The 22,060-nt window shown below is 60.8% G+C and carries 24 protein-coding genes; 11 read left to right on the forward strand and 13 right to left on the reverse strand.

What is annotated here, in order from left to right; genetic code table 11:
• The first annotated feature begins 270 nt into the window (after positions 1–270).
• The 6 genes from potF (at position 271) to rlmC (ending at position 6,246) form a co-directional block, all read left to right on the forward strand.
• Positions 271–1,380, forward strand: coding sequence for a spermidine/putrescine ABC transporter substrate-binding protein PotF (potF, locus tag IT763_RS07700; protein WP_015377292.1), 1,110 nt, complete (start codon positions 271–273; stop codon positions 1,378–1,380).
• Positions 1,381–1,502: 122 nt separating this feature from the next.
• A complete protein-coding gene (gene potG / locus IT763_RS07705; RefSeq protein ID WP_206195308.1) occupies positions 1,503–2,636 on the forward strand; it encodes a putrescine ABC transporter ATP-binding subunit PotG in 1,134 nt (377 codons plus the stop codon).
• 24 nt (positions 2,637–2,660) lie between these two features.
• The gene (gene potH, locus IT763_RS07710; protein ID WP_016928361.1) at positions 2,661–3,623 is read left to right on the forward strand and encodes a putrescine ABC transporter permease PotH; all 963 of its coding nucleotides are present in this window, start codon (positions 2,661–2,663) and stop codon (positions 3,621–3,623) included.
• The gene (gene potI, locus IT763_RS07715; protein ID WP_206195309.1) at positions 3,620–4,465 is read left to right on the forward strand and encodes a putrescine ABC transporter permease PotI; all 846 of its coding nucleotides are present in this window, start codon (positions 3,620–3,622) and stop codon (positions 4,463–4,465) included. The genes potH and potI overlap by 4 nt, the downstream gene beginning before the upstream one ends.
• A 104-nt stretch (positions 4,466–4,569) precedes the next feature.
• A complete protein-coding gene (locus IT763_RS07720) occupies positions 4,570–5,049 on the forward strand; it encodes a YbjO family protein (protein WP_028127974.1) in 480 nt (159 codons plus the stop codon).
• A gap of 69 nt (positions 5,050–5,118) precedes the next feature.
• The gene (gene rlmC / locus IT763_RS07725) at positions 5,119–6,246 is read left to right on the forward strand and encodes a 23S rRNA (uracil(747)-C(5))-methyltransferase RlmC (RefSeq protein WP_151254362.1); all 1,128 of its coding nucleotides are present in this window, start codon (positions 5,119–5,121) and stop codon (positions 6,244–6,246) included.
• On the opposite strand, the gene IT763_RS07730 is transcribed toward rlmC, so the two are convergent.
• The 8 genes from IT763_RS07730 to IT763_RS07765 form a co-directional block, all read right to left on the reverse strand.
• Entirely contained in the window at positions 6,243–6,527 is a 285-nt protein-coding gene (locus IT763_RS07730) for a type II toxin-antitoxin system RelE/ParE family toxin (RefSeq protein WP_015377296.1), read from the reverse strand. The two genes, rlmC and IT763_RS07730, sit on opposite strands and share 4 nt — an antisense overlap.
• Positions 6,517–6,768, reverse strand: coding sequence for a type II toxin-antitoxin system Phd/YefM family antitoxin (locus tag IT763_RS07735; RefSeq protein WP_004928423.1), 252 nt, complete (start codon positions 6,766–6,768; stop codon positions 6,517–6,519). Before IT763_RS07735 ends, IT763_RS07730 begins: the two co-directional genes overlap by 11 nt.
• 101 nt (positions 6,769–6,869) lie before the next feature.
• Positions 6,870–7,604, reverse strand: coding sequence for an arginine ABC transporter substrate-binding protein (artJ, locus tag IT763_RS07740; protein WP_016928355.1), 735 nt, complete (start codon positions 7,602–7,604; stop codon positions 6,870–6,872).
• Between the two features lie 200 nt (positions 7,605–7,804).
• Complete coding sequence (gene artM / locus IT763_RS07745) at positions 7,805–8,473, reverse strand: arginine ABC transporter permease ArtM (RefSeq protein WP_033637817.1); 669 nt, start codon at positions 8,471–8,473, stop codon at positions 7,805–7,807.
• Positions 8,473–9,189 (reverse strand): arginine ABC transporter permease ArtQ, encoded by a 717-nt coding sequence (artQ, locus tag IT763_RS07750; RefSeq protein WP_028127976.1) that lies wholly within the window; start codon positions 9,187–9,189, stop codon positions 8,473–8,475. Before artQ ends, artM begins: the two co-directional genes overlap by 1 nt.
• Before the next feature lie 9 nt (positions 9,190–9,198).
• Complete coding sequence (gene artJ / locus IT763_RS07755) at positions 9,199–9,930, reverse strand: arginine ABC transporter substrate-binding protein (RefSeq protein WP_004928409.1); 732 nt, start codon at positions 9,928–9,930, stop codon at positions 9,199–9,201.
• Between the two features lie 32 nt (positions 9,931–9,962).
• On the reverse strand, positions 9,963–10,691 hold the full coding sequence (artP, locus tag IT763_RS07760) for an arginine ABC transporter ATP-binding protein ArtP (RefSeq protein ID WP_116403778.1): 729 nt from the start codon (positions 10,689–10,691) through the stop codon (positions 9,963–9,965).
• 263 nt (positions 10,692–10,954) lie between these two features.
• Entirely contained in the window at positions 10,955–11,497 is a 543-nt protein-coding gene (locus IT763_RS07765; RefSeq protein ID WP_206195310.1) for a lipoprotein, read from the reverse strand.
• 159 nt (positions 11,498–11,656) lie between these two features.
• Here IT763_RS07765 and IT763_RS07770 point away from each other — a divergent pair, with 159 nt between their 5' ends.
• On the forward strand, positions 11,657–11,980 hold the full coding sequence (locus IT763_RS07770; protein ID WP_004928400.1) for a heavy metal-binding domain-containing protein: 324 nt from the start codon (positions 11,657–11,659) through the stop codon (positions 11,978–11,980).
• A gap of 53 nt (positions 11,981–12,033) precedes the next feature.
• Here IT763_RS07770 and IT763_RS07775 read toward each other — a convergent pair whose 3' ends face one another.
• Positions 12,034–13,590 carry a DUF3300 domain-containing protein gene (locus tag IT763_RS07775; protein WP_206195311.1) on the reverse strand — a complete coding sequence of 519 codons (1,557 nt, stop codon included), beginning with the start codon at positions 13,588–13,590 and terminating at the stop codon, positions 12,034–12,036.
• A gap of 187 nt (positions 13,591–13,777) precedes the next feature.
• On the opposite strand from IT763_RS07775, the gene IT763_RS07780 reads away from it, so the two are divergent.
• Positions 13,778–14,614, forward strand: a complete 837-nt coding sequence (locus IT763_RS07780) for an N-acetylmuramoyl-L-alanine amidase (RefSeq protein ID WP_206195312.1) — start codon at positions 13,778–13,780, stop codon at positions 14,612–14,614.
• Here IT763_RS07780 and IT763_RS07785 read toward each other — a convergent pair whose 3' ends face one another.
• The gene (locus IT763_RS07785) at positions 14,615–15,625 is read right to left on the reverse strand and encodes an NAD(P)-dependent oxidoreductase (RefSeq protein ID WP_206195313.1); all 1,011 of its coding nucleotides are present in this window, start codon (positions 15,623–15,625) and stop codon (positions 14,615–14,617) included. It abuts the gene before it with no gap.
• 158 nt (positions 15,626–15,783) lie between these two features.
• Positions 15,784–17,223 carry a DUF2867 domain-containing protein gene (locus IT763_RS07790; protein WP_206195314.1) on the reverse strand — a complete coding sequence of 480 codons (1,440 nt, stop codon included), beginning with the start codon at positions 17,221–17,223 and terminating at the stop codon, positions 15,784–15,786.
• A gap of 149 nt (positions 17,224–17,372) precedes the next feature.
• Between IT763_RS07790 and IT763_RS07795 the strand changes: the two genes are divergently transcribed.
• A complete protein-coding gene (locus tag IT763_RS07795; RefSeq protein ID WP_028127981.1) occupies positions 17,373–17,720 on the forward strand; it encodes a DUF1294 domain-containing protein in 348 nt (115 codons plus the stop codon).
• Here the strand turns inward: IT763_RS07795 and IT763_RS07800 are convergent, their stop codons facing one another.
• A complete protein-coding gene (locus IT763_RS07800; RefSeq protein WP_028127982.1) occupies positions 17,721–18,548 on the reverse strand; it encodes a MurR/RpiR family transcriptional regulator in 828 nt (275 codons plus the stop codon).
• Between the two features lie 167 nt (positions 18,549–18,715).
• Between IT763_RS07800 and IT763_RS07805 the strand changes: the two genes are divergently transcribed.
• Positions 18,716–20,272, forward strand: a complete 1,557-nt coding sequence (locus IT763_RS07805) for a PTS transporter subunit EIIC (RefSeq protein ID WP_028127983.1) — start codon at positions 18,716–18,718, stop codon at positions 20,270–20,272.
• Complete coding sequence (locus tag IT763_RS07810) at positions 20,269–20,964, forward strand: N-acetylmannosamine-6-phosphate 2-epimerase (RefSeq protein ID WP_206195315.1); 696 nt, start codon at positions 20,269–20,271, stop codon at positions 20,962–20,964. Before IT763_RS07805 ends, IT763_RS07810 begins: the two co-directional genes overlap by 4 nt.
• 28 nt (positions 20,965–20,992) lie before the next feature.
• Here IT763_RS07810 and ltaE read toward each other — a convergent pair whose 3' ends face one another.
• Positions 20,993–22,009, reverse strand: coding sequence for a low-specificity L-threonine aldolase (ltaE, locus tag IT763_RS07815; protein WP_016928343.1), 1,017 nt, complete (start codon positions 22,007–22,009; stop codon positions 20,993–20,995).
• Between the last annotated feature and the right edge of the window lie 51 nt (positions 22,010–22,060).

The following is a 22,060-nucleotide window of genomic DNA, read 5'->3' on the forward strand; positions in this document are numbered from 1 at the left end:
TAGAGAAAACTGCATAAAAAATCGATAAAAGGCGTTTTTTACCCTGGGGGCTGGCGGGTTACGATGGCAGCGGCTATGCTGCTGATTCTGCAAAGGGCTTGCGATTCCCCTTGTGACCACGCGAGCAGGGCAGTGAAAAAGGCGCATGCAATCATATGCATAGCCATTCAGTTCGCGGTTGCAACGATTGCGCTCAATCAGGAAAGGTTTTGTATCGCTGCAGATACAAGTTCAATTCTATGATTCACCCTGTTTTGGAGGAAGTTACGGATGGTCACCCAACGTAAAAAGTGGTTATCGGGTGTGGTTGCCGGCCTGTTGATGGCCGCGTCCGTCAATGCGTCAGCCGAAGAGAAAACGCTGCACGTGTATAACTGGTCCGATTATATCGCGCCGGACACTTTGGCTAATTTCCAGAAAGAAACCGGCATCAAAGTGGTGTACGACGTCTTTGACTCCAACGAAGTGTTGGAAGGCAAACTGATGGCGGGCAGCACCGGTTATGATCTGGTGGTTCCTTCATCCAACTTCCTCGAGCGCCAGTCTCAGGCCGGCATCTTCGAACCGCTCGACAAGAGCAAAATGCCCAACTACAAGAATCTCGATCCCGAGATGCTGAAGCTGGTTGCACACAATGACAAAGACAACAAATACGGCATCCCATACCTGATGGTGACCACTGGCATCGGCTATAACGTCGACAAGGTGAAGGCGGCATTGGGCAAAGACGCGCCTGTCGACAGTTGGGATCTGATCCTCAAGCCGGAAAACCTCGAGAAGCTGAAAAGCTGCGGCGTCTCCTTCCTCGATGCGCCGAGCGAGGTTTACGCCACCGTGCTGCACTACCTGGGCAAGGATCCCAACAGCACTAATGCGGCCGACTACACCGGCGCGGCCAACGATCTGCTGCTGAAACTGCGGCCGAACATTCGTTACTTCCACTCTTCTCAGTACATCAACGATCTGGCTAACGGTGATATCTGCGTGGCGATCGGCTGGTCCGGCGACGTGATGCAGGCGGCCAACCGCGCCAAAGAGGCGAAGAACGGCGTGAACGTGGCCTACGCGATCCCGAAAGAGGGGGCGCTGACCTACTTTGACATGTTCGCCATGCCGGCGGACGCCAAGAACAAAGACGCCGCGTACCAGTTCCTGAACTTCCTGATGAAACCTGACGTGATGGCGGGCATCAGCAACTATGTCTATTACGCCAATGCGGTGAAAGATTCCACGCCGCTGGTGAACGCCGAAGTGCGCGAGAACCCGAATGTCTATCCGCCGGCCGATCTGCGCGCCAAGCTGTTCACGCTCAACGTGCAGTCGCCGAAGCTGGACCGTGTCATTACCCGCGCATGGACTAAAGTTAAAAGCGGGAAGTGATGATGGGGGGGATACCCCCATCGTCGGTAAACCGGCAGGCGGGCGCTCCCCGCCTGCATTGCCGTTTTGGGCCACGGCGCTCGCCGTGGTTTTGTGCCGCTTTACGCCGGAGAGCACCCCGATTGAACGACGCCATCCCTCGTCCTCAAGCCAAGTCGCAGAAGGTCTTCACCCCTCTGCTGGAAATCCGTAACCTCACCAAAACCTTCGACGGGCAGAATGCGGTCGAAGACGTCAGCCTCACCATCTACAAGGGCGAGATCTTTGCGCTGCTTGGCCCGTCCGGCTGCGGCAAGTCCACCTTGCTGCGCATGCTGGCCGGCTTTGAACAGCCGACGGAAGGGCAGATCGTGCTCGACGGGCAGGATATGTCGCATGTGCCGCCGTACCAGCGGCCGATCAACATGATGTTTCAGTCGTACGCGCTGTTTCCGCACATGACCGTGGAGCAAAACATCGCGTTCGGCCTGAAGCAGGACAAAATGCCGCGGGCGGAGATCGCCAAACGGGTGGCGGAAATGCTGGCGCTGGTGCACATGCAGGAGTACGCCAAACGCAAACCGCACCAGCTTTCCGGCGGCCAGCGGCAGCGGGTGGCGCTGGCGCGCAGCCTGGCCAAGCGGCCGAAGCTGCTGCTGCTGGATGAACCGATGGGCGCGCTGGACAAGAAGCTGCGCGATCGCATGCAGCTGGAAGTGACCGACATTCTCGAGCGCGTCGGCGTGACCTGCGTGATGGTGACGCACGATCAGGAGGAGGCGATGACCATGGCGGGGCGCATCGCCATCATGAACCGCGGCAAGTTCGTGCAGATCGGCGAGCCGGAAGAGATCTACGAGCATCCGAATAGCCGCTTCAGCGCCGAATTTATCGGTTCGGTCAACGTCTTCGACTGCGTGCTGCAAGAGCGCCACGACGATGCGCTGATCCTGCAAAGCCCGGGGCTGCGCCATGCGATCAAGGTGGATCCGGACGCCTCGGTGGTGGACGGCGTGCCGATCCAGGTCGCGCTGCGGCCGGAAAAGATCCTGCTGTGCGAACAAGTGCCGGAAGACGGCTGCAACTTCGCGGTGGGGGAAGTGGCGCACATTTCCTATCTGGGCGATCTGTCCATCTACCACGTGAAGCTGCACAGCGGGCAGATCATCAGCGCCCAGCTGCAAAACGGCCATCGTTTCCGCAAGGGGATGCCCACCTGGGGCGATGAAGTGCGTCTATGTTGGGAAACCGACAGCTGTGTCGTGTTGACGGTGTAGTGGAGCTGGTGAGGAGTAACCCGTATGTCCCTGCTTTCTGAACGCACGCCGGAACCGCCGGCCAAAACGCCGGCCACCCTCAAGGCCTTGTTCCATCGCCTGCTGATGGCTCACGGCCGCAAGCTGGTAATCGCATTGCCGTATTTATGGCTGACGCTGCTGTTTATGCTGCCGTTCCTGATCGTGTTCAAGATCAGCCTGGCTGAGCTGGCGTTGGCGGTGCCGCCTTACACCGAGCTGATGAGCTGGGTGGACGGTAAGCTGAACATTGCGCTCAACTTCGCCAACTATCTGCAGCTGACCGACGATCCGTTGTATATCGATGCCTACCTGCAGTCGCTGCGCGTGGCGGCGGTCTCGACGCTGTGCTGCCTGATCATCGGCTATCCGCTGGCCTGGGCGGTGGCGCACAGCAAGGCGTCGACCCGCAACATTCTGCTGTTGCTGGTGATCCTGCCTTCCTGGACTTCGTTCCTGATCCGCGTTTACGCCTGGATGGGGATCCTGAAAAACAACGGCACGCTGAATAACTTTCTGATGTGGCTAGGGGTGATTGACCAACCGCTGGTGATCCTGCACACCAACCTGGCGGTGTATATCGGCATCGTTTATTCCTATCTGCCGTTTATGGTGCTGCCGATTTACACGGCGCTGATCCGGCTGGATTACTCGCTGGTGGAGGCGTCGCTGGATCTGGGGGCGCGGCCGCTGAAAACCTTCTTCAGCGTGATCGTGCCGCTGACGCGGGGCGGCATCATCGCCGGTTCGATGCTGGTATTCATTCCGGCGGTGGGGGAGTTCGTGATCCCGGAACTGCTCGGTGGGCCGGACAGCATCATGATCGGCCGCGTGCTGTGGCAGGAGTTCTTCAATAACCGCGACTGGCCGGTGGCCTCGGCGGTCGCCACCATCATGCTGCTGTTGCTGATCGTGCCAATTTTGTGGTTCCACAAACACCAGAACAAGGAAATAGGGGGGCAGGAATGAACAACTTGCCGGTAGTGCGTTCACCGTGGCGCATCGCCATCCTGACGATCGGTTTTACCTTCCTGTATGCGCCGATGCTGATGCTGGTGATCTACTCCTTCAACAGCTCCAAGCTGGTGACGGTGTGGGCCGGCTGGTCCACGCGCTGGTATACCGAATTGTTCCACGATTCGGCGATGATCAGCGCGGTGGGGCTCAGCCTGACCATCGCTGCCGCCTCCGCCACCGCCGCGGTGGTACTGGGGGCCATCGCCGCCGTGGTGATGGTGCGATTCGGCCGCTTTCGCGGTTCGACCGGCTTCGCGTTTATGCTGACCGCGCCGCTGGTGATGCCGGACGTGATCACCGGCCTGTCGCTGCTGCTGCTGTTCGTGGCGATGGGGCATGCCTTCGGCTGGCCGTCAAAGCGCGGCATGTTTACCATCTGGCTGGCGCATGTCACCTTCTGTACCGCTTATGTGGCGGTGGTCATCAGCTCGCGTCTGCGCGAGGTGGATCGCTCGATTGAAGAGGCGGCAATGGATCTGGGGGCGCCGCCGCTGAAGGTGTTCTTCGTCATCACCTTGCCGATGATTGCGCCGGCGCTGATCTCCGGCTGGATGCTGGCGTTTACCCTGTCGCTGGACGATCTGGTGATCGCCAGTTTCGTCTCCGGCCCGGGCGCCACCACGTTGCCGATGCTGGTGTTCTCCAGCGTGCGCATGGGGGTGAATCCGGAAATCAATGCGCTGGCCAGTCTGATCCTGCTGGTGGTAGGCATCCTCGGCCTGATCGCCTGGTGGTTTATGGCGCGCTCGGAAAAACAACGATCGCGTGAATTGCAGCGGGCGGCCCGTAGCTGAATCGTAACAAACCTGCTATTTTTGCAATCAATAAGTATTGCAACTAACTACCTGACTTTACATGCGCCACCTGTATAGGTGGCGCGTCGTAGCGGAACACGGATATGTCAGACATGCTGAAAAGCGGGCAGGGAATGGGATCGACTTCGGATGCGCCGGTGCCGGTGATGGTGGCGGGCACCGCCATGGTGGCGATCAAGTGTATCAGCGTGGTGCTGCTGCTGGGCGAGCTGGGCGTCGACGGCGCGCAGGAATTCGTCAACACCAGCGCGCAGGCGTGGGATTCCACCTTTATCTTTCTGGCCGGCCTGATGCTGCTGTGCCTGCAAATCAGCTGCGGCTTTGCGGTGATGCGCGGCCGCAATTGGGGGCGCTGGGGCTATGTGGCCTGCCAGTGCATCGTGGTGCTTTACCTGCTGTTGGCCACCATCGGCAGCGTCTTCCCCGAGGTGTTCACCGTGGAGGGGGAAACCAGCGGCCAAATCCTGCACGTTCTGATCCTGCAAAAGATCCCCGACGCGGTGATCCTGGCGTTGCTGTTCGTTCCTGCCGCCAGCCGCCGCTTCTTCACCGCGCGCAAGTGAGATTTTAGGCGCGCGGAGTGGTAAACTCTGCGCCCTTAATTCGTCATCCTGAACTTCACGGTAATCTTCATGCATTGCGCTTTGTATACGGCGGGCACCTGCCGTTCCTGTCAGTGGCTGGAAAAGCCCTATCCGCAGCAACTGGCCGACAAACAGCATCACCTGCACTCGCTGCTGGCCGGGCGCGACGTCGCACAGTGGCTGCAGCCGGCGGCGGGGGAACTGAGCGCATTTCGCAATAAAGCCAAGATGGTGGTCAGCGGCAGCGTGGAGCGTCCGCTGCTCGGCATGCTGCACCGCGACGGCACGCCGGTCGACCTGAGCGATTGCCCGCTGTATCCCGCCGGCTTTGCGCCGATGTTTGCGGTGCTGAAAAGCTTCATCGCCCGCGCCGGCCTGACGCCGTATAACGTGGCGCGCAAACGCGGCGAGCTGAAATACCTGCTGCTGACCGAAAGCACGCTCGACGGCGGCGTGATGCTGCGCTTCGTGCTGCGCTCGGAAACCAAGCTGGCGCAGCTGCGCGCCGCGCTGCCGTGGCTGCAGCAGCAGCTGCCGCAGCTCAAGGTGATCTCCGCCAATATTCAGCCGGTGCATATGGCGATCATGGAAGGGGAGCGCGAGATCGCGCTGACCGAACAGCAGGCGCTGGAGGAACAGTTCAATCAGGTGCCGCTGTTCATCCGCCCGCAAAGCTTCTTCCAGACCAACCCGCAGGTGGCCGCCGAATTGTATGCCACCGCCCGCGACTGGGTGCGCGCGCTGGGTATCGACAGCATGTGGGATCTGTTCTGCGGCGTCGGCGGTTTCGGCCTGCACTGCGCGCAGCCGCAAACGCGGTTGACCGGCATCGAAATCAGCGCGGAAGCGATCGCCTGCGCGCGCCAGTCGGCGCAGCGGTTAGGGTTGTTGCAGGTCGATTTTCAGGCGCTCGACTCCACCCGCTTCGCCACCGCCGAAGGCCAGGTGCCGCAGCTGGTGCTGGTCAATCCGCCGCGGCGCGGCATCGGCCAGGCGCTGTGCGATTATTTGAGCCGGATGGCGCCGGATTACATTCTGTATTCCAGCTGCAACGCCGAGAGCATGGCGAAAGATATCGAGATGTTGCCGGGATACCGCATCGAACGGGTGCAGCTGTTCGACATGTTCCCGCATACCGCGCACTACGAAGTGTTGACGCTGTTGGTGCGGCGTTAAAGGCGCTTTTTGGCAGCCGTGTAAGCCGCTGAACGTTCGCGTTTGCCCACAGACAGGACCAGAACCACGATCTCCGTTTCCATGACGCGATATACCAAACGAAAGCCTGAGGCTCTGAGTTTGATTTTGTAGCAATCAGGCAAACCGGCGAGTTTGTTGGCGGGGATGTGGGGATTAACCAGCACCGATGCCAGCTTTTTTTTGAACTGTTCCCGGATCACCGGGGACAGTTTTTTAAATTCCTTCAGCGCATGTTCTTCGAATTCAAGCTTATAAGTCATCCAAATTGACCTTAATGCGTTTGCCGTTCATCCGTGAACGAACGATTTCAGCGAGTTCGATATCTTCCAGGTACTCCGCGATCGCCTCCCAGGTTTCCGGAGAGACGTAATATCCCGAAATCTTACCGTTGGTCAGGACGGCGACCGGTTGCCCTTGTGCCTCTTTAAGGGCGGCGTTGGGCGATTTCTTAAAATCGCTGATGCTGACTGCCGAGTCGGCAAGAATGGGTTGAACCGTCATGATGTTATCCTTGATGCTAAATTCAGTATCAAATTTAGCACTAACCGGATGGGGTGGCAATTAGATGGAGCCGCCGAAGGAGGGCGACTCCACACGCGGACTTACTGCGGGAACCACTTGTCGTTGATGGCTTTGTAGGTGCCGTCGGCCTTGATGGCGTCCAGCGCGGCGTTCAGCTTGGCCAGCAGCGCCTGGTTATCCGGGCGCACCGCGATGCCGAGACCGGTGCCGAAGTATTGCGCATCGGTGATGTGCTCGCCGACCGGCGCCAGCTGCGGGTTGGTTTTCAGCCACTCGTTCACCACGGCGGTGTCGCCGAACACGCCGTCGATACGGCCGTTTTTCAGCTCCAGAATGGCGTTCTGGTAGCTGTCGTAAGAAACGGTGTTAATCTCCGGGTGCTTGTCCTGCATGTATTTCTGGTGGGTGGTGCCGTTTTCCATGCCGAGCTTTTTGCCTTTCAGATCCGCCAGCGAGCTGAACTTGCCTTTTTGCGCGATCACAATCGCCGAGTTGGCGTAGTAAGGTTGGGTGAAGGCGACCTGTTTGCTGCGCTCCGGCGTGATATCCATCCCGGAAATCACCGCATCGTATTTTTTGAATTTCAGCGCGGCGATCAGGCTGTCGAACGCCTGGTTGGTGAAGGTGCACTGCGCCTGCATCTGCTTGCACAGCGCGTTGGCCAGATCGATATCGAAACCGACGATCTGGTTGTTGGCGTCGAGCGATTCGAACGGCGGGTAGGTGGCGGAGGCGGCGAAGCGGATAGTCTCGGCTGCGGCGGCGTTAAAGGTCATCCCGGCCAACATCGTCGCGGCAAGCAGCAGTTTTTTCATGCGTAGAGCTCCTGTCTGGATCCTGAAAGTGATTATTCGCTATCGTTTGTTTTTACTGGTAATCGCCAGAGGTTTTTGTGCGAATGCCTGTTGTTAACCCTGCCACTGAGTGAATTAAAATGCAATATAAATGATTAAGTATTGTTTTGAGGGGGTAAAAAAAGCCCCGCACAATGGCGGGGCTCATGGGGGCAGCGGCCTCAGTTGCGGCGCTCAAACGCCAGCGCGCGGCGCTCCACCAGTCGCATCAGCAGCGTCAGCAGGCCATTGACGCACAGGTACACCAGGCCGGCGGCGCCGAACACCATCACGTCGTAGGTGCGGCCATACATCAGCTGGCTGTAGCCCATCACTTCCATCAGCGTGATGGTATAGGCCAGCGAGGTGCTTTTGAACACCAGCACCACTTCGTTGGAATAAGACGACAGCGCGCGTTTGAAGGCGAACGGCAGCAGGATGCGCAGCGTCTGCCGGCGCGACATACCCAGCGCTTCGCACGACTGCCATTGCCCGGCGGGAATGGCGCGCACCGCGCCGTAGAACAGCTGCGTGGTGTAGGCCGCGCTGTTCAGCGCCAGCGCTATCATCGCGCACAGCCAGGGCTGCGACAGCAGGTTCCACAGCCACGGATAGTCGCGGATCGCCGGAAACTGACCGGGGCCGTAGTAGATCAGGAAGATCTGCACCAGCAGCGGCGTGCCGGTGAACAGCGTCACGTAGATCTTGACCAGCGGCGTCAGGATTGGCGTTTTCAGCGTTAGGATCACCGTCAGCAGCAGCGACAGCACCAGCGCGACGATCAGCGCGGCGACGGTCAGCGTCAGGCTGGTATGCAGCCCTTTGAGGATTTCCGGCAAATACTCAATCATCAGACCGGCCCCCGCTCAAAGCGCGTGGCGCGCAGCTCAATGCGTTTGATGACGTATTGGCTGAACAGCGTCACCAGCAGGTAGATGGCCGCCGCGATCACATACCAGGTAAAAGGCTCCTGGGTGCGGGTGGCGATGCTCTTGGTTTGCAACATCAGATCGTTCACGCTGATCAGCGACACCAGCGCGGTGTCTTTCAACAACACCAGCCACTGATTGCCGAGGCCGGGCAGGGCGTGGCGCCACATCTGCGGCATGATCAGGCGAAAGAAGATCGCCGCCTTACTCAGTCCAAGCGCTTGACCGGATTCCCACTGCCCCTGCGGCACCGCTTTGAGCGCGCCGCGCAGCGTCTGCGAGGCGTAGGCGGAATAGAGCAAGGCCAGGGCGATCACCCCGCACAGGAACGGGCTGACTTCGAAATTGTCGATCGCCAGCTGAATCGGCAGCTGGAACAGACCGAGGTTGAGGGTAAAGCCGTCGGAGAGCATCAGCAGCAGCTGCGACGAGCCGAAATAGATAAACAGCACCACCAGGATTTCCGGCAGGCCGCGCAACACGGTCACCCAAGCGGTGCCGAGCCAGCTGACCGCTTTCCAGCGGGACGATTCCCATACGGCGAACAGCATCGCCAGAATCAGCCCGAGGATCAGGGCGCAAACGGCAAGGCCGACGGTCATGCCGGCGGCGCTTGCTAAAGGTTGTAATTCATTCATTTGGGTGTATTACTGCTGGAACCATTTTTTGTAGATGGTTTCATAGGTCCCATCCTGCTTGATCTTGTCCAGAGCGGCGTTGAACTTGCCCTGCAGATCGGTATTCTTCTGGCGCACCGCGATGCCGAGGCCGGTGCCGAAGTAGTCTTTGTCGGTCACTTTGGCGCCCACTGCCGCCAGCGCGTCATTCTGCTTCAGCCACTCGTTGACCACCGCGGTATCGCCGAACACCGCATCAACGCGGCCGTTCTTCAGATCCAAAATGGCGTTCTGGTAGCTGTCGTAAGGCACGGTGGTGATTTCCGGGTGCTTGTCGGTCAGGTATTTTTGGTGGGTGGTGCCGTTTTGCACGCCTACTTTCTTGCCTTTCAGCGCCGCCACGTCGGCGATTTTTCCTTTCTGCGCGATGAACAGCGCCGAGTTATCGTAGTAAGGCTTGGTGAACAGCACCTGCTTCTCACGCTCCGGCGTAATGTCCATGCCGGCCATCACCGCATCGAAACGCTTGAACTTCAGGCTCGGGATCAGGCTGTCGAACGCCTGGTTGGTGAAGGTGCACTCGGCCTGCATCTCTTTGCACAGCGCGTTGGCCAGATCGACATCAAAACCCTGAATTTTGTTGCCGGCGTCAATAAATTCAAATGGAGGATAGGAGGCTTCGGTAGCGAAACGGATGGTTTCGGCTGCGGAGGCGGAAACGCTGATGCCGGCCAGAACGGCGGCGATTATTAGTTTTTTCATCGCAAAATCCCCAAATTACAGCAAGTTAATCGTTAGTGTGATAAGTAGTTGGCAAACTCGGTGGTCCGTGGCTGCGCAAAGTGGCTGCTGTCGCCTTGCTCCACCACGTGGCCGTTTTCCATGTACACCACGCGGCTGGCGGTCTTGCGCGCCACTTCCACTTCGTGGGTGACGATCACCTGCGTGATGCCGGTGCCGGCCAGTTCGCGAATGATGCTGACGATCTGAGCGGTGATTTCCGGATCCAGCGCCGCGGTCGGTTCATCGAACAGCAGCACCTGGGGTTCCATCATCAGGGCGCGGGCGATCGCCACGCGCTGCTGCTGGCCGCCGGAAAGGTGCAGCGGGAAGCGATCGGCGAAGTCGGTCAGGCGCAGACGCTTGAGCAGCTTGTCGGCGCGCTCCATCGCCTGAGCCTTGGTCAGACCCAGCACGCGGCAAGGCGCCTCGATCAGGTTCTGAACCACGGTGAGGTGAGGCCACAGGTTGTATTGCTGGAAGACCATGCCGACGTTTTGACGCAGTTCGCGAATGGCTTTCTCGCCCGGCGCCTGTTTGAAGTCGAATTGGTTGCCGGCGATCTGCAGTTGGCCCGAACGCGGCATTTCCAGCAGGTTCAGCACCCGCAGCAATGAGCTTTTCCCGGCGCCGCTTGGGCCAAGCAGCACCAGGGTTTCCCCGGCTGGACATTCCAGCGTGATGTCAAACAGCGCCTGGTGAGCGCCGTAATAGCAATTGATACCGTTAAGTTGAATACTCATGCGCCAGAATTGAATAGACATTGATGCCGCAAATGTTAACTTCCACAGAATACTTATGCAATCTTTGTGCGTTAAAATTTATGAGTGTGCGGCGGGACAGTAAAAGATTAGCACAAGATACCGCGACTCAAGCCGAGGGAGGGGATTTGTGGCGCAGGCTGTGAGATCGGTAGCGAAATTTTTTCTATTGGACGAAATTTGAGCGACTGGCGGACGGCGGGGATGACCGACGCGGCAAGCCCGCGTCGGCCGGGGAGTGCGGGTTATCGGTTTTCCAGCACCTGGCGCACGCTGCCGTTGGTGGCGTGTGCTGGAACATTCAGGTAGCGAATATCATCAACCACCCAGCAGGTGCCTTCGCGCACCATCAGCACTTCGTCTTGCCAGTTCACGGTGCTGTTGGCGTCTTTCTGGTAGCTCAAGTCAACGCGCAGCGGGATGTTCTTCGCATCGGTGTTAGGAATGGTCGAGGCGCTGGCGACGGAGGCGTTGCTTGGCCCTTGCGCATTGCCGGAGAACAGATCGCCGGTTATCCGGTGCTTGCCCGGGTTTTGAGCGGCGCTGACCAGATCCTGATACAGCACTTTGCTCAGATAGGGCTGCAGCTGCGCCAGGCGGTTGCTGTCCGGCAGGCCGGCGCCCTGCTGGATGCGCAGGTCATAGAACTTTTGCGCGATCGTATCCGGGCCGCCTTCCACACAGCTGCCGCTGCGGGTGCCGATATCCTTGTATGCCGGTTCCACCGTGGTACAGGCACTCAGCAACAGCGCTAAGGGTAAAACAGCCGCAATCGTTTTTGTTTTCATCTTATTACCTTATGTGAAAGTCTCTACCATGAAGACCGATAGCTTACAGTATAAATGCGTTTTTTGGCCTTGCATTCGTACTGCGTGCCATTGATTAAGCGAACATAATGCCAATCTTCTGGTCATAGATACGTTGAATTAATCAAACAAGGAGTTCTGATGCAGCTTTCAACTACCCCGACCCTGGAAGGGTTTACCATCACCGAATACTGCGGCGTCGTCACCGGCGAAGCGATCCTCGGCGCCAACATTTTTCGTGATTTCTTCGCCGGCGTGCGCGATATCGTCGGCGGCCGCTCGGGCGCTTATGAGAAAGAGCTGCGCAAGGCGCGCCTGATCGCATTCGAAGAGCTGGAAGACCAGGCGAAAGAGCTGGGCGCCAACGCGGTGGTCGGCATTGATATCGATTATGAAACCGTTGGCAAAGACGGCAGCATGCTGATGGTGACCGTCAGCGGCACCGCGGTGAAAGTCAGCCGCTAACGCCAAGCTTTCTTTTCGCCCCGGCCATTCCGCCGGGGCGACATCCTCTTGATTTATCCCACCTTGTGCTGCTCGACGATTGGGCGGTGTTCCTGCGGCTTCGTGGGCACCGGCTCCTGGCGATGCGGCACAGGCTGAACGGACGTCTGATGGAGCTGCGGCGCCGGGGCCGCATGTGGCATGATGCGCTGTTGCGGCGCCGGCATCGGGCTTATCGCCGCCGGATGCTGCGGCGCTGCCGGTTCGCGGATCACCGGCTGAGCGACGTGCGGGGCCTGCAGAACCTGCGGGCGCGCGACGGCTTGATGCATCGCCGCAGCGGCCGGCATCGGATGCGTCTGCAGCGACGCTGAATGTACGGCTGTCGGCTGCTGTGGGTGAGGCGCCGTCGGAACGGCATGCGTGAACGTCGGCGTGCTCATCGGCTGCTGTGCATGAGGCGCGATGACCGGTTGTTGCACGTGTGGGGCGGCCGCTACCGGCGGGTGTACGGCTATAGGCTGCTGTACGTGAGGCGCCACCGGCTGGGTATGCGCAAAGGTCGGCAGGGTTATCGGCGCATGGGCCGCAGGCGCGACACGCGGCTGCGCGTTAGGCGTCGGCGGGTTGAAATGCGGCGTCGGTGCGGCGGTCGTATTGTTGTAGTTATTCACTGTATGGATGCTGCGATTCACATTGTTCACGTTGTTATATTGGTTGATGTTCGTGACGCGATTCACCACGGTGGTGGAATGCGATACGTAGGGCGCATCGCGGTAGACCACCGGTTGGCGTCGATCGTCCCAGCGCATATCCCAGCTGTGCCAGCCGCTGTTGTGCTGATTGAACAATGAGGCGACCGCAATGCCGACACCGAAGCTGATCACGCCGGCCGCCAACATGTCGCCGCCGCTGTAGCCCGAAGGTTGATACCGATAGCTCGGATAAGCTGGGATCGGCGTGCCGTAGGCCACCCAGGGATCGTAATGCGGGACGTAAACCGTATCCGGCTGGCTGGGTTCGATGACGATGGTTTCGCCCGGCGCCGCCACCACGCGCTGGCGATAGGGCTGCTGCTCAACGTAACGGGGGGTGGGGGCCACGACGATGCGCTGCTGCGGGGTGTTTTTCAGCGTGCCTTGGCTGGCCGCCCGTTGACGCATCACCTGAATGGCGTTCATCACGTCGGTGGGATCGTTCAGGTAGGCTCTGCCCAGGGCGGTGGTCCAGGGGATGTTTTTCGCCATTTGATCGAGCACGTCGGGGAATTGCACCAGGCCGCGCACGCTGGGATCCCAAGGCTGAGCGTCGGCCGCTGAGCTGAGCGCCGCCGGTTGCAACCCGCGGTTTTGCGCCAGCCAGGCATTCGCGGCGCTGATTTGGTCAGGATAACCCGCGCCGGCCAACACCTGCGCCAGCAGCTTGTCGGGGAACAGCGCCACCGGGCTGACCAACTGGTACAGCTGGTCGGCGGTCAGCGGCGTATAGGCCGGCGCGCTCACATTGGCGGCGGATGCAGCCGAGGGCGGCGCGCTCCCGCCCATCGCATCGGCGACTTTTTGCCGATCGCAGCCGCTGAGCGGCAGCATGGCGGCACAGAGCAACCAGGACAGATAGCGTGGCGTGAACATGTTCGACTCCGCTCTTTCAGCGCAGATGATACTTTGAGACTATCATGGGCGGGAAAGGCCGCCAGTCGGGAGCAACACTCGCTTGCACATCGGCGTTGTCTGTCATTATTTCTCGACGAACGTGATGATTGGATACAGGTCAATCGCGTCGCGTTACATCTCTCACGGACGCCAATCAGGAGGATAAGTGAAAATTTGGCCAGGGATCATCGCCGCCGCGCTGTTGGCGGGGTGCCAAAATCCGCAACAGGACACGCTCGTCGATCGCGGCGCTTACCAGCTCGAGACGCTGCACCAGGCGCAGGGCGCCGATCGGCGCATTCGCTTTTTGGTGATGCACTATACGGCGGAAGACTTCCATTCATCTCTGAAAACGCTGACCGATGAACACGTCAGCGCGCACTACCTGTTGCCGGCGCATCCGCAGCGCGAACACGGCAAACCGACGGTGTACCGGCTGGTGCCGGAAGCGATGCGCGCCTGGCATGCCGGCGCCAGCGGCTGGCGCGGGCGCAGCAATCTCAACGACACCTCGATCGGCATTGAAATCGTCAACAAGGGGTTCACCCGCAGCATGCTGTTCACCCACTGGCAGCCCTACACGGCGGAACAGATCGCCGTGTTGATTCCGCTGAGCCGCGACATTATCCAACGCTATGGCATTCAGCCGCAGGACGTGGTGGGGCACAGCGACATCGCGCCGCAGCGCAAACAGGATCCCGGCCCGCTGTTCCCCTGGCGGCAACTGGCGCAGGCCGGCATCGGCGCATGGCCGGACGAGGCAGACGTGCAGCGGCTGCTGGCGGGGCGAGACAGACAGGTGCCGGTGCCGCTGGCACCGCTGCTCGAAAAGCTGGCGCGTTACGGCTACGCGATCGACCCGTCGTGGGATGCGCGGCAGCAGCGCAATGTGCTGGCGGCGTTTCAGATGCATTTCCGGCCCGACGATGTTCGCGGCGAGCCGGATGCAGAGAGTGAGGCGATTATCGATGCGCTGCTGTTGAAGTACGGCGCGTGGCGTTGATTACAGGCCGTGCAGTTTGCCGTGATCTTTCAGCCAGCGGGCGGTGCGCGCGATGCCTTCTTCCAGCGAGACGATCGGCTGATAGCCCAGCTCTTGCTGCGCGTGAGTGGTATCGAGCGTGAGGTCGAAGTTGAGTTTGGCGACGCCGTAGTGGGTCAACACCGGCTCCTTTTCGCTTTTGCTGCCCAGGCGCTCCATGCCGCGCGCCATCATGTCGAGCATCGGGTAGGGGACGGAGCGGATGCGACACTTCATGCCCAAATCGTCGATCAGCTGCTGCACCACGGTGCGAAGCGGACGCGGCTGCTGGTTGGTGATGTTGTAGGCGCGGCCGGACGGCGTGTCTTCTTTTAGCGTCGCCAGCCACATGGCGTGCACCGCGTTCTCCAGGTAAGTCATGTCCACCATCGCCGCGCCGCCGCGCGGCAGCAGCAGGTTGCCGTAGCGTTTGATCATTTGCAGCAGCCGCGGCAGCATCACCTTGTCGTGCGGCCCGAACAATCCCTGCGGGCGCAGAATGGTGAAATGGGTCTGCGGATTGGACAGCGCCAACTGCTGGATCACCTGCTCGCCGGCGGCCTTGCTGCGCGCGAACTCATTGGCGTAGCGCTGCGGGCGGAAGTCTTCGGTTACGTTGCGGTGATGGTGGTAATCGAAATAGATCGCCGGGGAAGAGATGTGAATGAACTGCGCCACGCCATAGGCCGCCGCCCATTCGCCGAGGCGGCGGGTGGCGCGGACGTTGGCCAGTTCGAAGGCTTCTTCGGTGCCCCAGGGCGAGGTAAAGCTGGAACAGTGCCACAGCACGTCGACGTCAGCCAGCATCGCCTTGGCCTGCGAAGAGATCAGGTTGGTGAGATCGGCATGAATGAACTCCGCGCCCATTTTTTCCAGCAGGCCGCCCATCGCCTGGTTGCGGCCGGTGGCGCGCACTTTGATGCCCTGACGGCGCAGATATTCAACGGCGTTACGGCCTAACCCACTGGTGGCACCGGTGACCAATACCTTCATAACGGACTCTATTCTCACCCAAAATCGGAATACCGGCGGGCGCTTGCGGCGCTCCCAGCAAATAAGATGCCATTCTTCCGTGATTTCGTGCGCTATGCAATCGGAAAGCCCCGAAGCACAGCGGCAAACTGTGCGGTTGATCGACAAATGAACGGCGTTCAGCGCTGTTGGCGGTCCAGGCTCTCGGCAAGCTCGGCGATGCGCTTCGCCATGCCGCGGAAAATGAACAGATGTGCGGGCATCATGGCGAACCAATACAGCAGCCCGCTGAAGCCGGCCGGGTGCCACCAGGCGCGCACGTCCAGCGTGCGGCGATCGCCGTGATCGGTGATGGTGAAGCTCAGCCGCCCCAGGCCGGGCGCCTTCATGCCGAACAGCAGCGCCAGCTGCCGCAGCGGCTTCAGGGTAATCACTTTCCAGCCGTCGATTTCGTCACCCAGCGCCAGGGCCACGCGCGCCGGGCGGCCATAGACCACGCCGTTGCCGATCATGTCGTCCATGCGGGCGCGGATCCGCCACAGGATATTGGCGTAGAAATAGCCTTCTTCACCTCCCAGCTGCTGCACCGTTTGCCACAGCGCCTGGCTGGAGGCGGCGGTGTCCAGCGCGCAACCGGCCTGTTTGGGGTAGTAGCCGTAGCCGGGGCGCCAGCGCGCCCGCGCCGCCGGATCGTAGCCCCAGTCGGCGGAGTCGACCACCTCCAGTTCGCGCTGCAGCGTGGCGGTGACCGCCTGATCAAAAGTGTGCAGACGCTGCGGGATCAAGGCTTGCAGCGGCCGGCCGTCGGCGGGCAGATCGTGCTTCAGCCCCTGGATCAGCGCGCGGGCGATCGGCGTTGGCACCGAGGTGATCAGGCTGATGAACCACACCGAAATCAGCCGCGTCGGCAAGGGGATCGGGATTAGCCAGCGCCGTTTGCCGCTGATGGCGATAAAGCGTTGGAACATGTCCTGATAGCTGAGGTATTCCGGCCCGGCGACGTCGAAGATGCGGTGTTCCTGCGCCGGATGCGCCAGCAGATCGGCCAGATAAACCAGCAGGTTCTCCAGCGCCACCGGCGACGATTTCGAGCGCACCCAGCGCGGCGGCGTCAGCACCGGCAGGTGATAGACCATGTCGCGCATCACTTCGAACGCCGCCGAGCCGGGGCCGACGATGATGCCGGCGCGCAGCTCGGTCACCGGCACGCCGCTCTGGCGCAGGATCTCGCCGGTCAGGCGGCGGGCCGCCAGGTGCGGCGAACTGTCGTCGTTCGGCTGCAGCGCGCCGAGAAAGACCACCTGCCTGACGCCGGCATTGCGCAGCGCGTCACGCAGATTTTCCGCCGCCTGGCGCTCCTTTTCGATAAAGTCGTCGCCGTCGCCCATCGCGTGCACCAGATAGTACAGCGTATCTATCTCCCACAGCGCCGCGCTCAGGGTGTCCGGGCGGTACAGATCGACATACAGGCAGTTGACCTGCGGCCAGTTCTGCGCCTGCAGCCACTCGATGCGCCGCGCGGCGGCGGTAATCTGGTGCCCCTGTTCGATCAGGTGCGGGATCAGGTTCTGGCCTATATAGCCGCTGGCTCCAAGAACCAGTACGCGTTGGGGTGTCATCGGCCGCCTTGTGCGGTGAAAGAATCGCAGAACGACAGGATGCCAAATTCAGGGTTTAAATGCACTTTTTGTATGGGTATAAGCCGGTTGCATCCGCCGCGGCGCAGGTTCACACTACGCGCCCCTTATCGCACGAAAAACCGAATGCCATGAAGCTCAATGTGATTTGTTACGCCCTGCTGGGCCTGGCGCTGATCGCCAGTTTTTTCTCGCCGCATCCGGTGTGGATGGGGTTGCTGCTGGCGAACCTGCTGACGTTTCTGATCTACGGCGGCGATAAGCTGGCGGCGCGCAAGGGATGGCGACGAGTGCCGGAGGCGACGCTGTTGCTGTTCGGCGCGCTGGGCGGGTGGTTGGGCGCGCTGCTGGCGCAGCAGCTGTTTCGCCACAAAACCCAGAAACAGCCGTTTAAAACCTGGTTCATCCTCAGCGTGGCGCTCAATCTGGCGGCGGTGCTGGGGCTGTGGTACTGGGTTTACGGCCGCTGGATCTTCTGATTACAGCAGCAGCGGCAGAGTCGCGCTGGCGGTGGTCTGCATCGCCTGAGCGTAGGCGGGATCGCGCTGAGTCAGTTCGGCGATCATCAACTCCACCAGCAGCATGGCGCCGACCTTGGCCGGCAGGGCGCCAGCGGTCAGCGGCCCTTCCGGTTTGGCCGCCACCAGCAGCGTATCCGCCATCTTGGCCAGCGGGCTGCGTTGGGTATTGCTGACGGCGATCACGCGTGCGCCGCGCCCTTTGGCCAACGTCACCGCATGCAGCACGTCCTTGGTTGAGCCGGAGCTGGAGATGACGATCAGCAGATCCCGCTCACTCAGCGAGGCTGCATTCATCGCCGCCCGGTGCATGTCGCTGAACAGCTGCGCCGGTTTGCCGAGGCGCAACAGCTTGTAGTGCAGGAAGTCGCCGATGATGGCGCTGGCGGCGACGCCGTAAATCTGCACCGAAGCGCAACGTTGCAAGCTGTCCGCCGCCTGTTGCAGCGCCTGCGGATCCAACAGCGCGCCGGTATCCCGCAGCGCCTGTACGCTCTCTTCCACCAAATTTTCCGCCGCGCTTTGGCGCGTCGCCGCTTCCGGCTGGCTTTGTTGCAAGCTGAGGGCCAGCGCCATTTTAAATTCGGTATAGCCTTTGCAGCCGAGATGGCGGCACAGCCGCGTGACGCTGGCTTCGCTGGTGGCGCTTTCACGCGCCAGTTCGGTGATGGTCAGGTAAACGGCGCGGGAGGGCTCCGCAAGAAGATAGTTGCCGAGCTTTTGCAGCGTGGGGCTGTACCCTGCCAAATCCTGCCGCAGCCGCAATAACAAGTTGCCTGTATTCATCACGTTACCTTTCTGAGTATTCCCGTTTCTATTGTGGCGGAAAGACGCCGCGGCTCGCCAGTGAAATCGACGGATTGTGAAGCCGATCATCGTTATGAATAAATTTTTCATTAAAAATATTATTTTGTGGTAAAAATTTTCATCATAAAAATGATATCGGGGGAAAATTTATGTCAACACCAGAATTGCCGCGCTCCGGCGGCTGGTTCGAAAAAGCCCAGCTGTTCGGCAAGTCGTTCATGCTGCCGATCGCCGTGCTGCCGGCGGCTGGTCTGCTGTTGGGGATCGGCGGTGCGCTATCCAATCCCAATACCGTCGAGGCGTATCCCTTCCTCGATGTCGGCTGGTTGCAAAGCATATTTACCGTGATGGCCAGTGCCGGTGCTATTGTGTTCGCCAACCTGGCGGTCTTGTTCGCGGTCGGTGTGGCGGTGGGGCTGGCCAAAAGCGACAAGGGCACGGCGGGGCTGGCCTCGCTGATCGCCTATCTGGTAATGAACGCCACCATCAATGCGCTGTTGAAAATTAACGGCACGCTGGCCACGCAGAACGCGGGCGCGGTGGGGCAGGGAACGATTCTCGGGATCCAGACGCTGGAGACTGGGGTGTTCGGCGGGGTGGTCATCGGTTTGGTGACCTGGTATCTGCACGGCCGCTATAACAAGATAGCGCTGCCACCGTTCCTGGGTTTTTTTGGCGGCTCGCGCTTTGTGCCGATCGTCAGCTCACTGGCGGCGATGGCGGTCGGTGCCCTGATGACGGTGGTGTGGCCGCATTTCCAACAGTTGATCTTCGGCATGGGCGGGCTGGTAGACGCCAGCGGCTATCTCGGTACCTTTATCTACGGCTTCGTATTGCGCATGCTCGGGCCGTTCGGCCTGCATCACATCTTCTATCTACCGTTTTGGACCACCGCGCTTGGCGGCAGCGAAGTGATCAACGGACAGCTGGTGGAAGGCACACAGCGCATTTTTTTCGCCCAGTTGGCCGACCCGAATACACAGCAGTTCTACATTGGCACGGCGCGTTTCATGTCCGGCCGTTTTATCACCATGATGTTCGGCCTGGTCGGTGCCTGCCTGGCGATGTACCAGAGTGCGCGTCCCGAGAACCGCAAACGCGTCGGCGGACTGTTGCTGTCGGCTGCGCTGACTTCGTTTCTGACCGGCATCACCGAACCTATCGAATTCTCGTTCCTGTTTGTCGCACCGGCGCTGTACGTGGTGCACGCGCTGTTCGACGGCCTGGCGTTCATGATCGCTCACATCCTGCATATCACCATCGGCCAGACGTTCTCCGGCGGCTTTATCGATTTCATGCTGTTCGGCGTGCTGCAGGGCGAAGCGAAAACCCACTGGATATACGTCCCGCTAGTCGGTGTGCCTTGGTTCTTCCTGTACTACTTCACGTTCCGTTTCCTGATCCTGCGCTTCAACTTTAAAACGCCGGGGCGCGAGGCGGAAGCTGCGCCGGAAGCGGTGATGACGGGCACCGAACGCTCGCAACAGGTGCTGGCAGCGCTGGGCGGCAAAGAGAATATCGTCGAACTGGATTGTTGCGCCACGCGATTGCGCGTGACGGTGAAACAGAGCCGGCTGCTGGACGAAAGCGGGCTGAAAGCCAGCGGCGCACGGGCGGTTATCGTTCGCGGCAACGGTGTTCAGGTGATCTACGGCCCGCACGTCACCATCATTAGAAACGAAGTCGAGGAGTTGTTGGATTTATGACGCTTTCCATTTTACAGCAGATTGAGGGGCGCCTGGTGGTGTCTTGCCAGGCGCTGGACGACGAGCCGCTGTACAGCGATTTTATCATGTCGCGCATGGCGCTGGCGGCCGAGCAAGGCGGCGCGGCGGCGATCCGCGCCAACGGCGTCGAAGACGTTAAAGCTATCATGCGCACGGTGGCGCTGCCGGTCATCGGCATCATAAAGCGCGATTATGCGGGCAGCGACGTGTATATCACGCCGACCCTGCGCGAAATCGATGAGTTGATGGCGGCGGCGCCGCAGATGATCGCGCTGGACGCCACCGGCCACCCGCGGCCGGGGGAGTTGCAGCTGGCCGCGTTGGTCGCCGCGATCCGCGCCAGGTATCCCCGGCTGTTGCTGATGGCGGACATCGCCACCCTGGAGGAGGCGCAAGAGGCCGCCAGGCTGGGCTTCGACTGTGTGGGCACCACGCTGTACGGCTATACCGCTGAAAGCCGGGGCGCCCGACTGGCGGATAACGATTTCGGCTTTCTGCGTGCGGTGCTGGCGGCGGTATCGGTGCCAGTCATCGCTGAAGGCAATGTCGAAACGCCGGCGATGGCCGCGCGCTGCCTGAGGCTGGGGGCGCATGCGGTGGTGGTGGGCGGCGCCATTACGCGCCCGCAGCAGATCACCCGCCGCTTTGTCGACGCCATCGGCGGGCGATAAGAGACTCCCGGCGCACCGGGAGGGGAAATCAGGCGTGCTGCTGAAGAAACTCCCGCCACAGTTCGACCACCCGCTGCAGATCCTGACGGCTGACGTCGAGGTGGGTCAGAATGCGCGTCAGCGGGCCACTGCTGATCAGCACGCCGCGTTCGCGCATCCACGGACCGAATTTGGCCGCCAGCGCCGGCGGTTGGCGCAGGTACAGCACGTTGGTCTGCGCGCCGGGAGCGGCGATCTCCACGCCGATCTGCCGCAGCTGTTGCTCCAGCCAGACCGCGTTGTCATGGTCTTCGCGCAGCCGCGCAACGTTATGCTCCAGCGCGTAGAGGCCGGCCGCCGCCAGGATGCCGGCCTGACGCAGCCCGCCGCCGGTCATCTTGCGCCAGCGCAGCGCGCGCTGAATGAAGGCCTCGCTGCCGCACAGCAGCGATCCGACCGGCGCGCCCAACCCTTTCGACAGGCAAATGGTGAAGGTGTCGCAGTATTGCACGATCTCTTTCAGCGGCAGGTTCAGCGCCACGGCGGCGTTGAAGATGCGCGCGCCGTCGATATGCAGCGCCAGCTGCCGCTCGCGGGTAAACTGCCACGCCTGCTGCAGGTAGGCCTGCGGCAGGACTCGGCCGCTGATGGTGTTTTCCAGGCTCAGCAGCCGGGTGCGGGCGAAGTGGATATCGTCGGGTTTGATGGCGGCGGCGAGCTTGTCCAGCGGCAGCGTGCCGTCGGCGTCGGCCTCGATCGGCTGCGGCTGAATGCTGCCCAGCACCGCTGCGCCGCCGGCTTCGTATTTGTAGTTGTGCGCCTGCTGGCCGACCAGGTATTCATCGCCGCGCTGGCAGTGGCTCAGCAGCGCCACCAGGTTGGCCTGGGTGCCGCTGGGCAGAAACAGCGCCGCTTCTTTGCCTGACAGGCGCACCGCCTCGGCCTCCAGCGCGTTGACCGTCGGGTCATCGCCGTAGACGTCGTCGCCGACCTCTGCCTGAGCCATCGCCTGGCGCATGGCGGCGCTGGGGCGGGTAACGGTGTCGCTGCGTAGATCGATAAGCATAGGGTTCCTGGAATGTAAGGGAGAGGAAAAGGGTACATGGCATCATATACC

It is taken from the genome of Serratia sp. CMO1 (assembly GCF_015689115.1).
Classification (GTDB): domain Bacteria; phylum Pseudomonadota; class Gammaproteobacteria; order Enterobacterales; family Enterobacteriaceae; genus Serratia; species Serratia marcescens.

Coding starts and splice junctions, on each gene's coding strand:
- IT763_RS07735 (WP_004928423.1), bottom strand. CDS start 6,768: ATGACGGTTCAACCCATTCTTGCCGACTCGGCAGTCAGCATCAGCGAT.
- potH (WP_016928361.1), top strand. CDS start 2,661: ATGTCCCTGCTTTCTGAACGCACGCCGGAACCGCCGGCCAAAACGCCG.
- IT763_RS07770 (WP_004928400.1), top strand. CDS start 11,657: ATGCAGCTTTCAACTACCCCGACCCTGGAAGGGTTTACCATCACCGAA.
- artJ (WP_004928409.1), bottom strand. CDS start 9,930: ATGAAAAAACTAATAATCGCCGCCGTTCTGGCCGGCATCAGCGTTTCC.
- IT763_RS07720 (WP_028127974.1), top strand. CDS start 4,570: ATGTCAGACATGCTGAAAAGCGGGCAGGGAATGGGATCGACTTCGGAT.
- rlmC (WP_151254362.1), top strand. CDS start 5,119: ATGCATTGCGCTTTGTATACGGCGGGCACCTGCCGTTCCTGTCAGTGG.
- IT763_RS07730 (WP_015377296.1), bottom strand. CDS start 6,527: ATGACTTATAAGCTTGAATTCGAAGAACATGCGCTGAAGGAATTTAAA.
- IT763_RS07765 (WP_206195310.1), bottom strand. CDS start 11,497: ATGAAAACAAAAACGATTGCGGCTGTTTTACCCTTAGCGCTGTTGCTG.
- IT763_RS07805 (WP_028127983.1), top strand. CDS start 18,716: ATGTCAACACCAGAATTGCCGCGCTCCGGCGGCTGGTTCGAAAAAGCC.
- IT763_RS07785 (WP_206195313.1), bottom strand. CDS start 15,625: ATGAAGGTATTGGTCACCGGTGCCACCAGTGGGTTAGGCCGTAACGCC.
- potF (WP_015377292.1), top strand. CDS start 271: ATGGTCACCCAACGTAAAAAGTGGTTATCGGGTGTGGTTGCCGGCCTG.
- IT763_RS07775 (WP_206195311.1), bottom strand. CDS start 13,590: ATGTTCACGCCACGCTATCTGTCCTGGTTGCTCTGTGCCGCCATGCTG.
- ltaE (WP_016928343.1), bottom strand. CDS start 22,009: ATGCTTATCGATCTACGCAGCGACACCGTTACCCGCCCCAGCGCCGCC.
- potI (WP_206195309.1), top strand. CDS start 3,620: ATGAACAACTTGCCGGTAGTGCGTTCACCGTGGCGCATCGCCATCCTG.
- artQ (WP_028127976.1), bottom strand. CDS start 9,189: ATGAATGAATTACAACCTTTAGCAAGCGCCGCCGGCATGACCGTCGGC.
- artJ (WP_016928355.1), bottom strand. CDS start 7,604: ATGAAAAAACTGCTGCTTGCCGCGACGATGTTGGCCGGGATGACCTTT.
- IT763_RS07790 (WP_206195314.1), bottom strand. CDS start 17,223: ATGACACCCCAACGCGTACTGGTTCTTGGAGCCAGCGGCTATATAGGC.
- artM (WP_033637817.1), bottom strand. CDS start 8,473: ATGATTGAGTATTTGCCGGAAATCCTCAAAGGGCTGCATACCAGCCTG.
- IT763_RS07810 (WP_206195315.1), top strand. CDS start 20,269: ATGACGCTTTCCATTTTACAGCAGATTGAGGGGCGCCTGGTGGTGTCT.
- IT763_RS07795 (WP_028127981.1), top strand. CDS start 17,373: ATGAAGCTCAATGTGATTTGTTACGCCCTGCTGGGCCTGGCGCTGATC.
- artP (WP_116403778.1), bottom strand. CDS start 10,691: ATGAGTATTCAACTTAACGGTATCAATTGCTATTACGGCGCTCACCAG.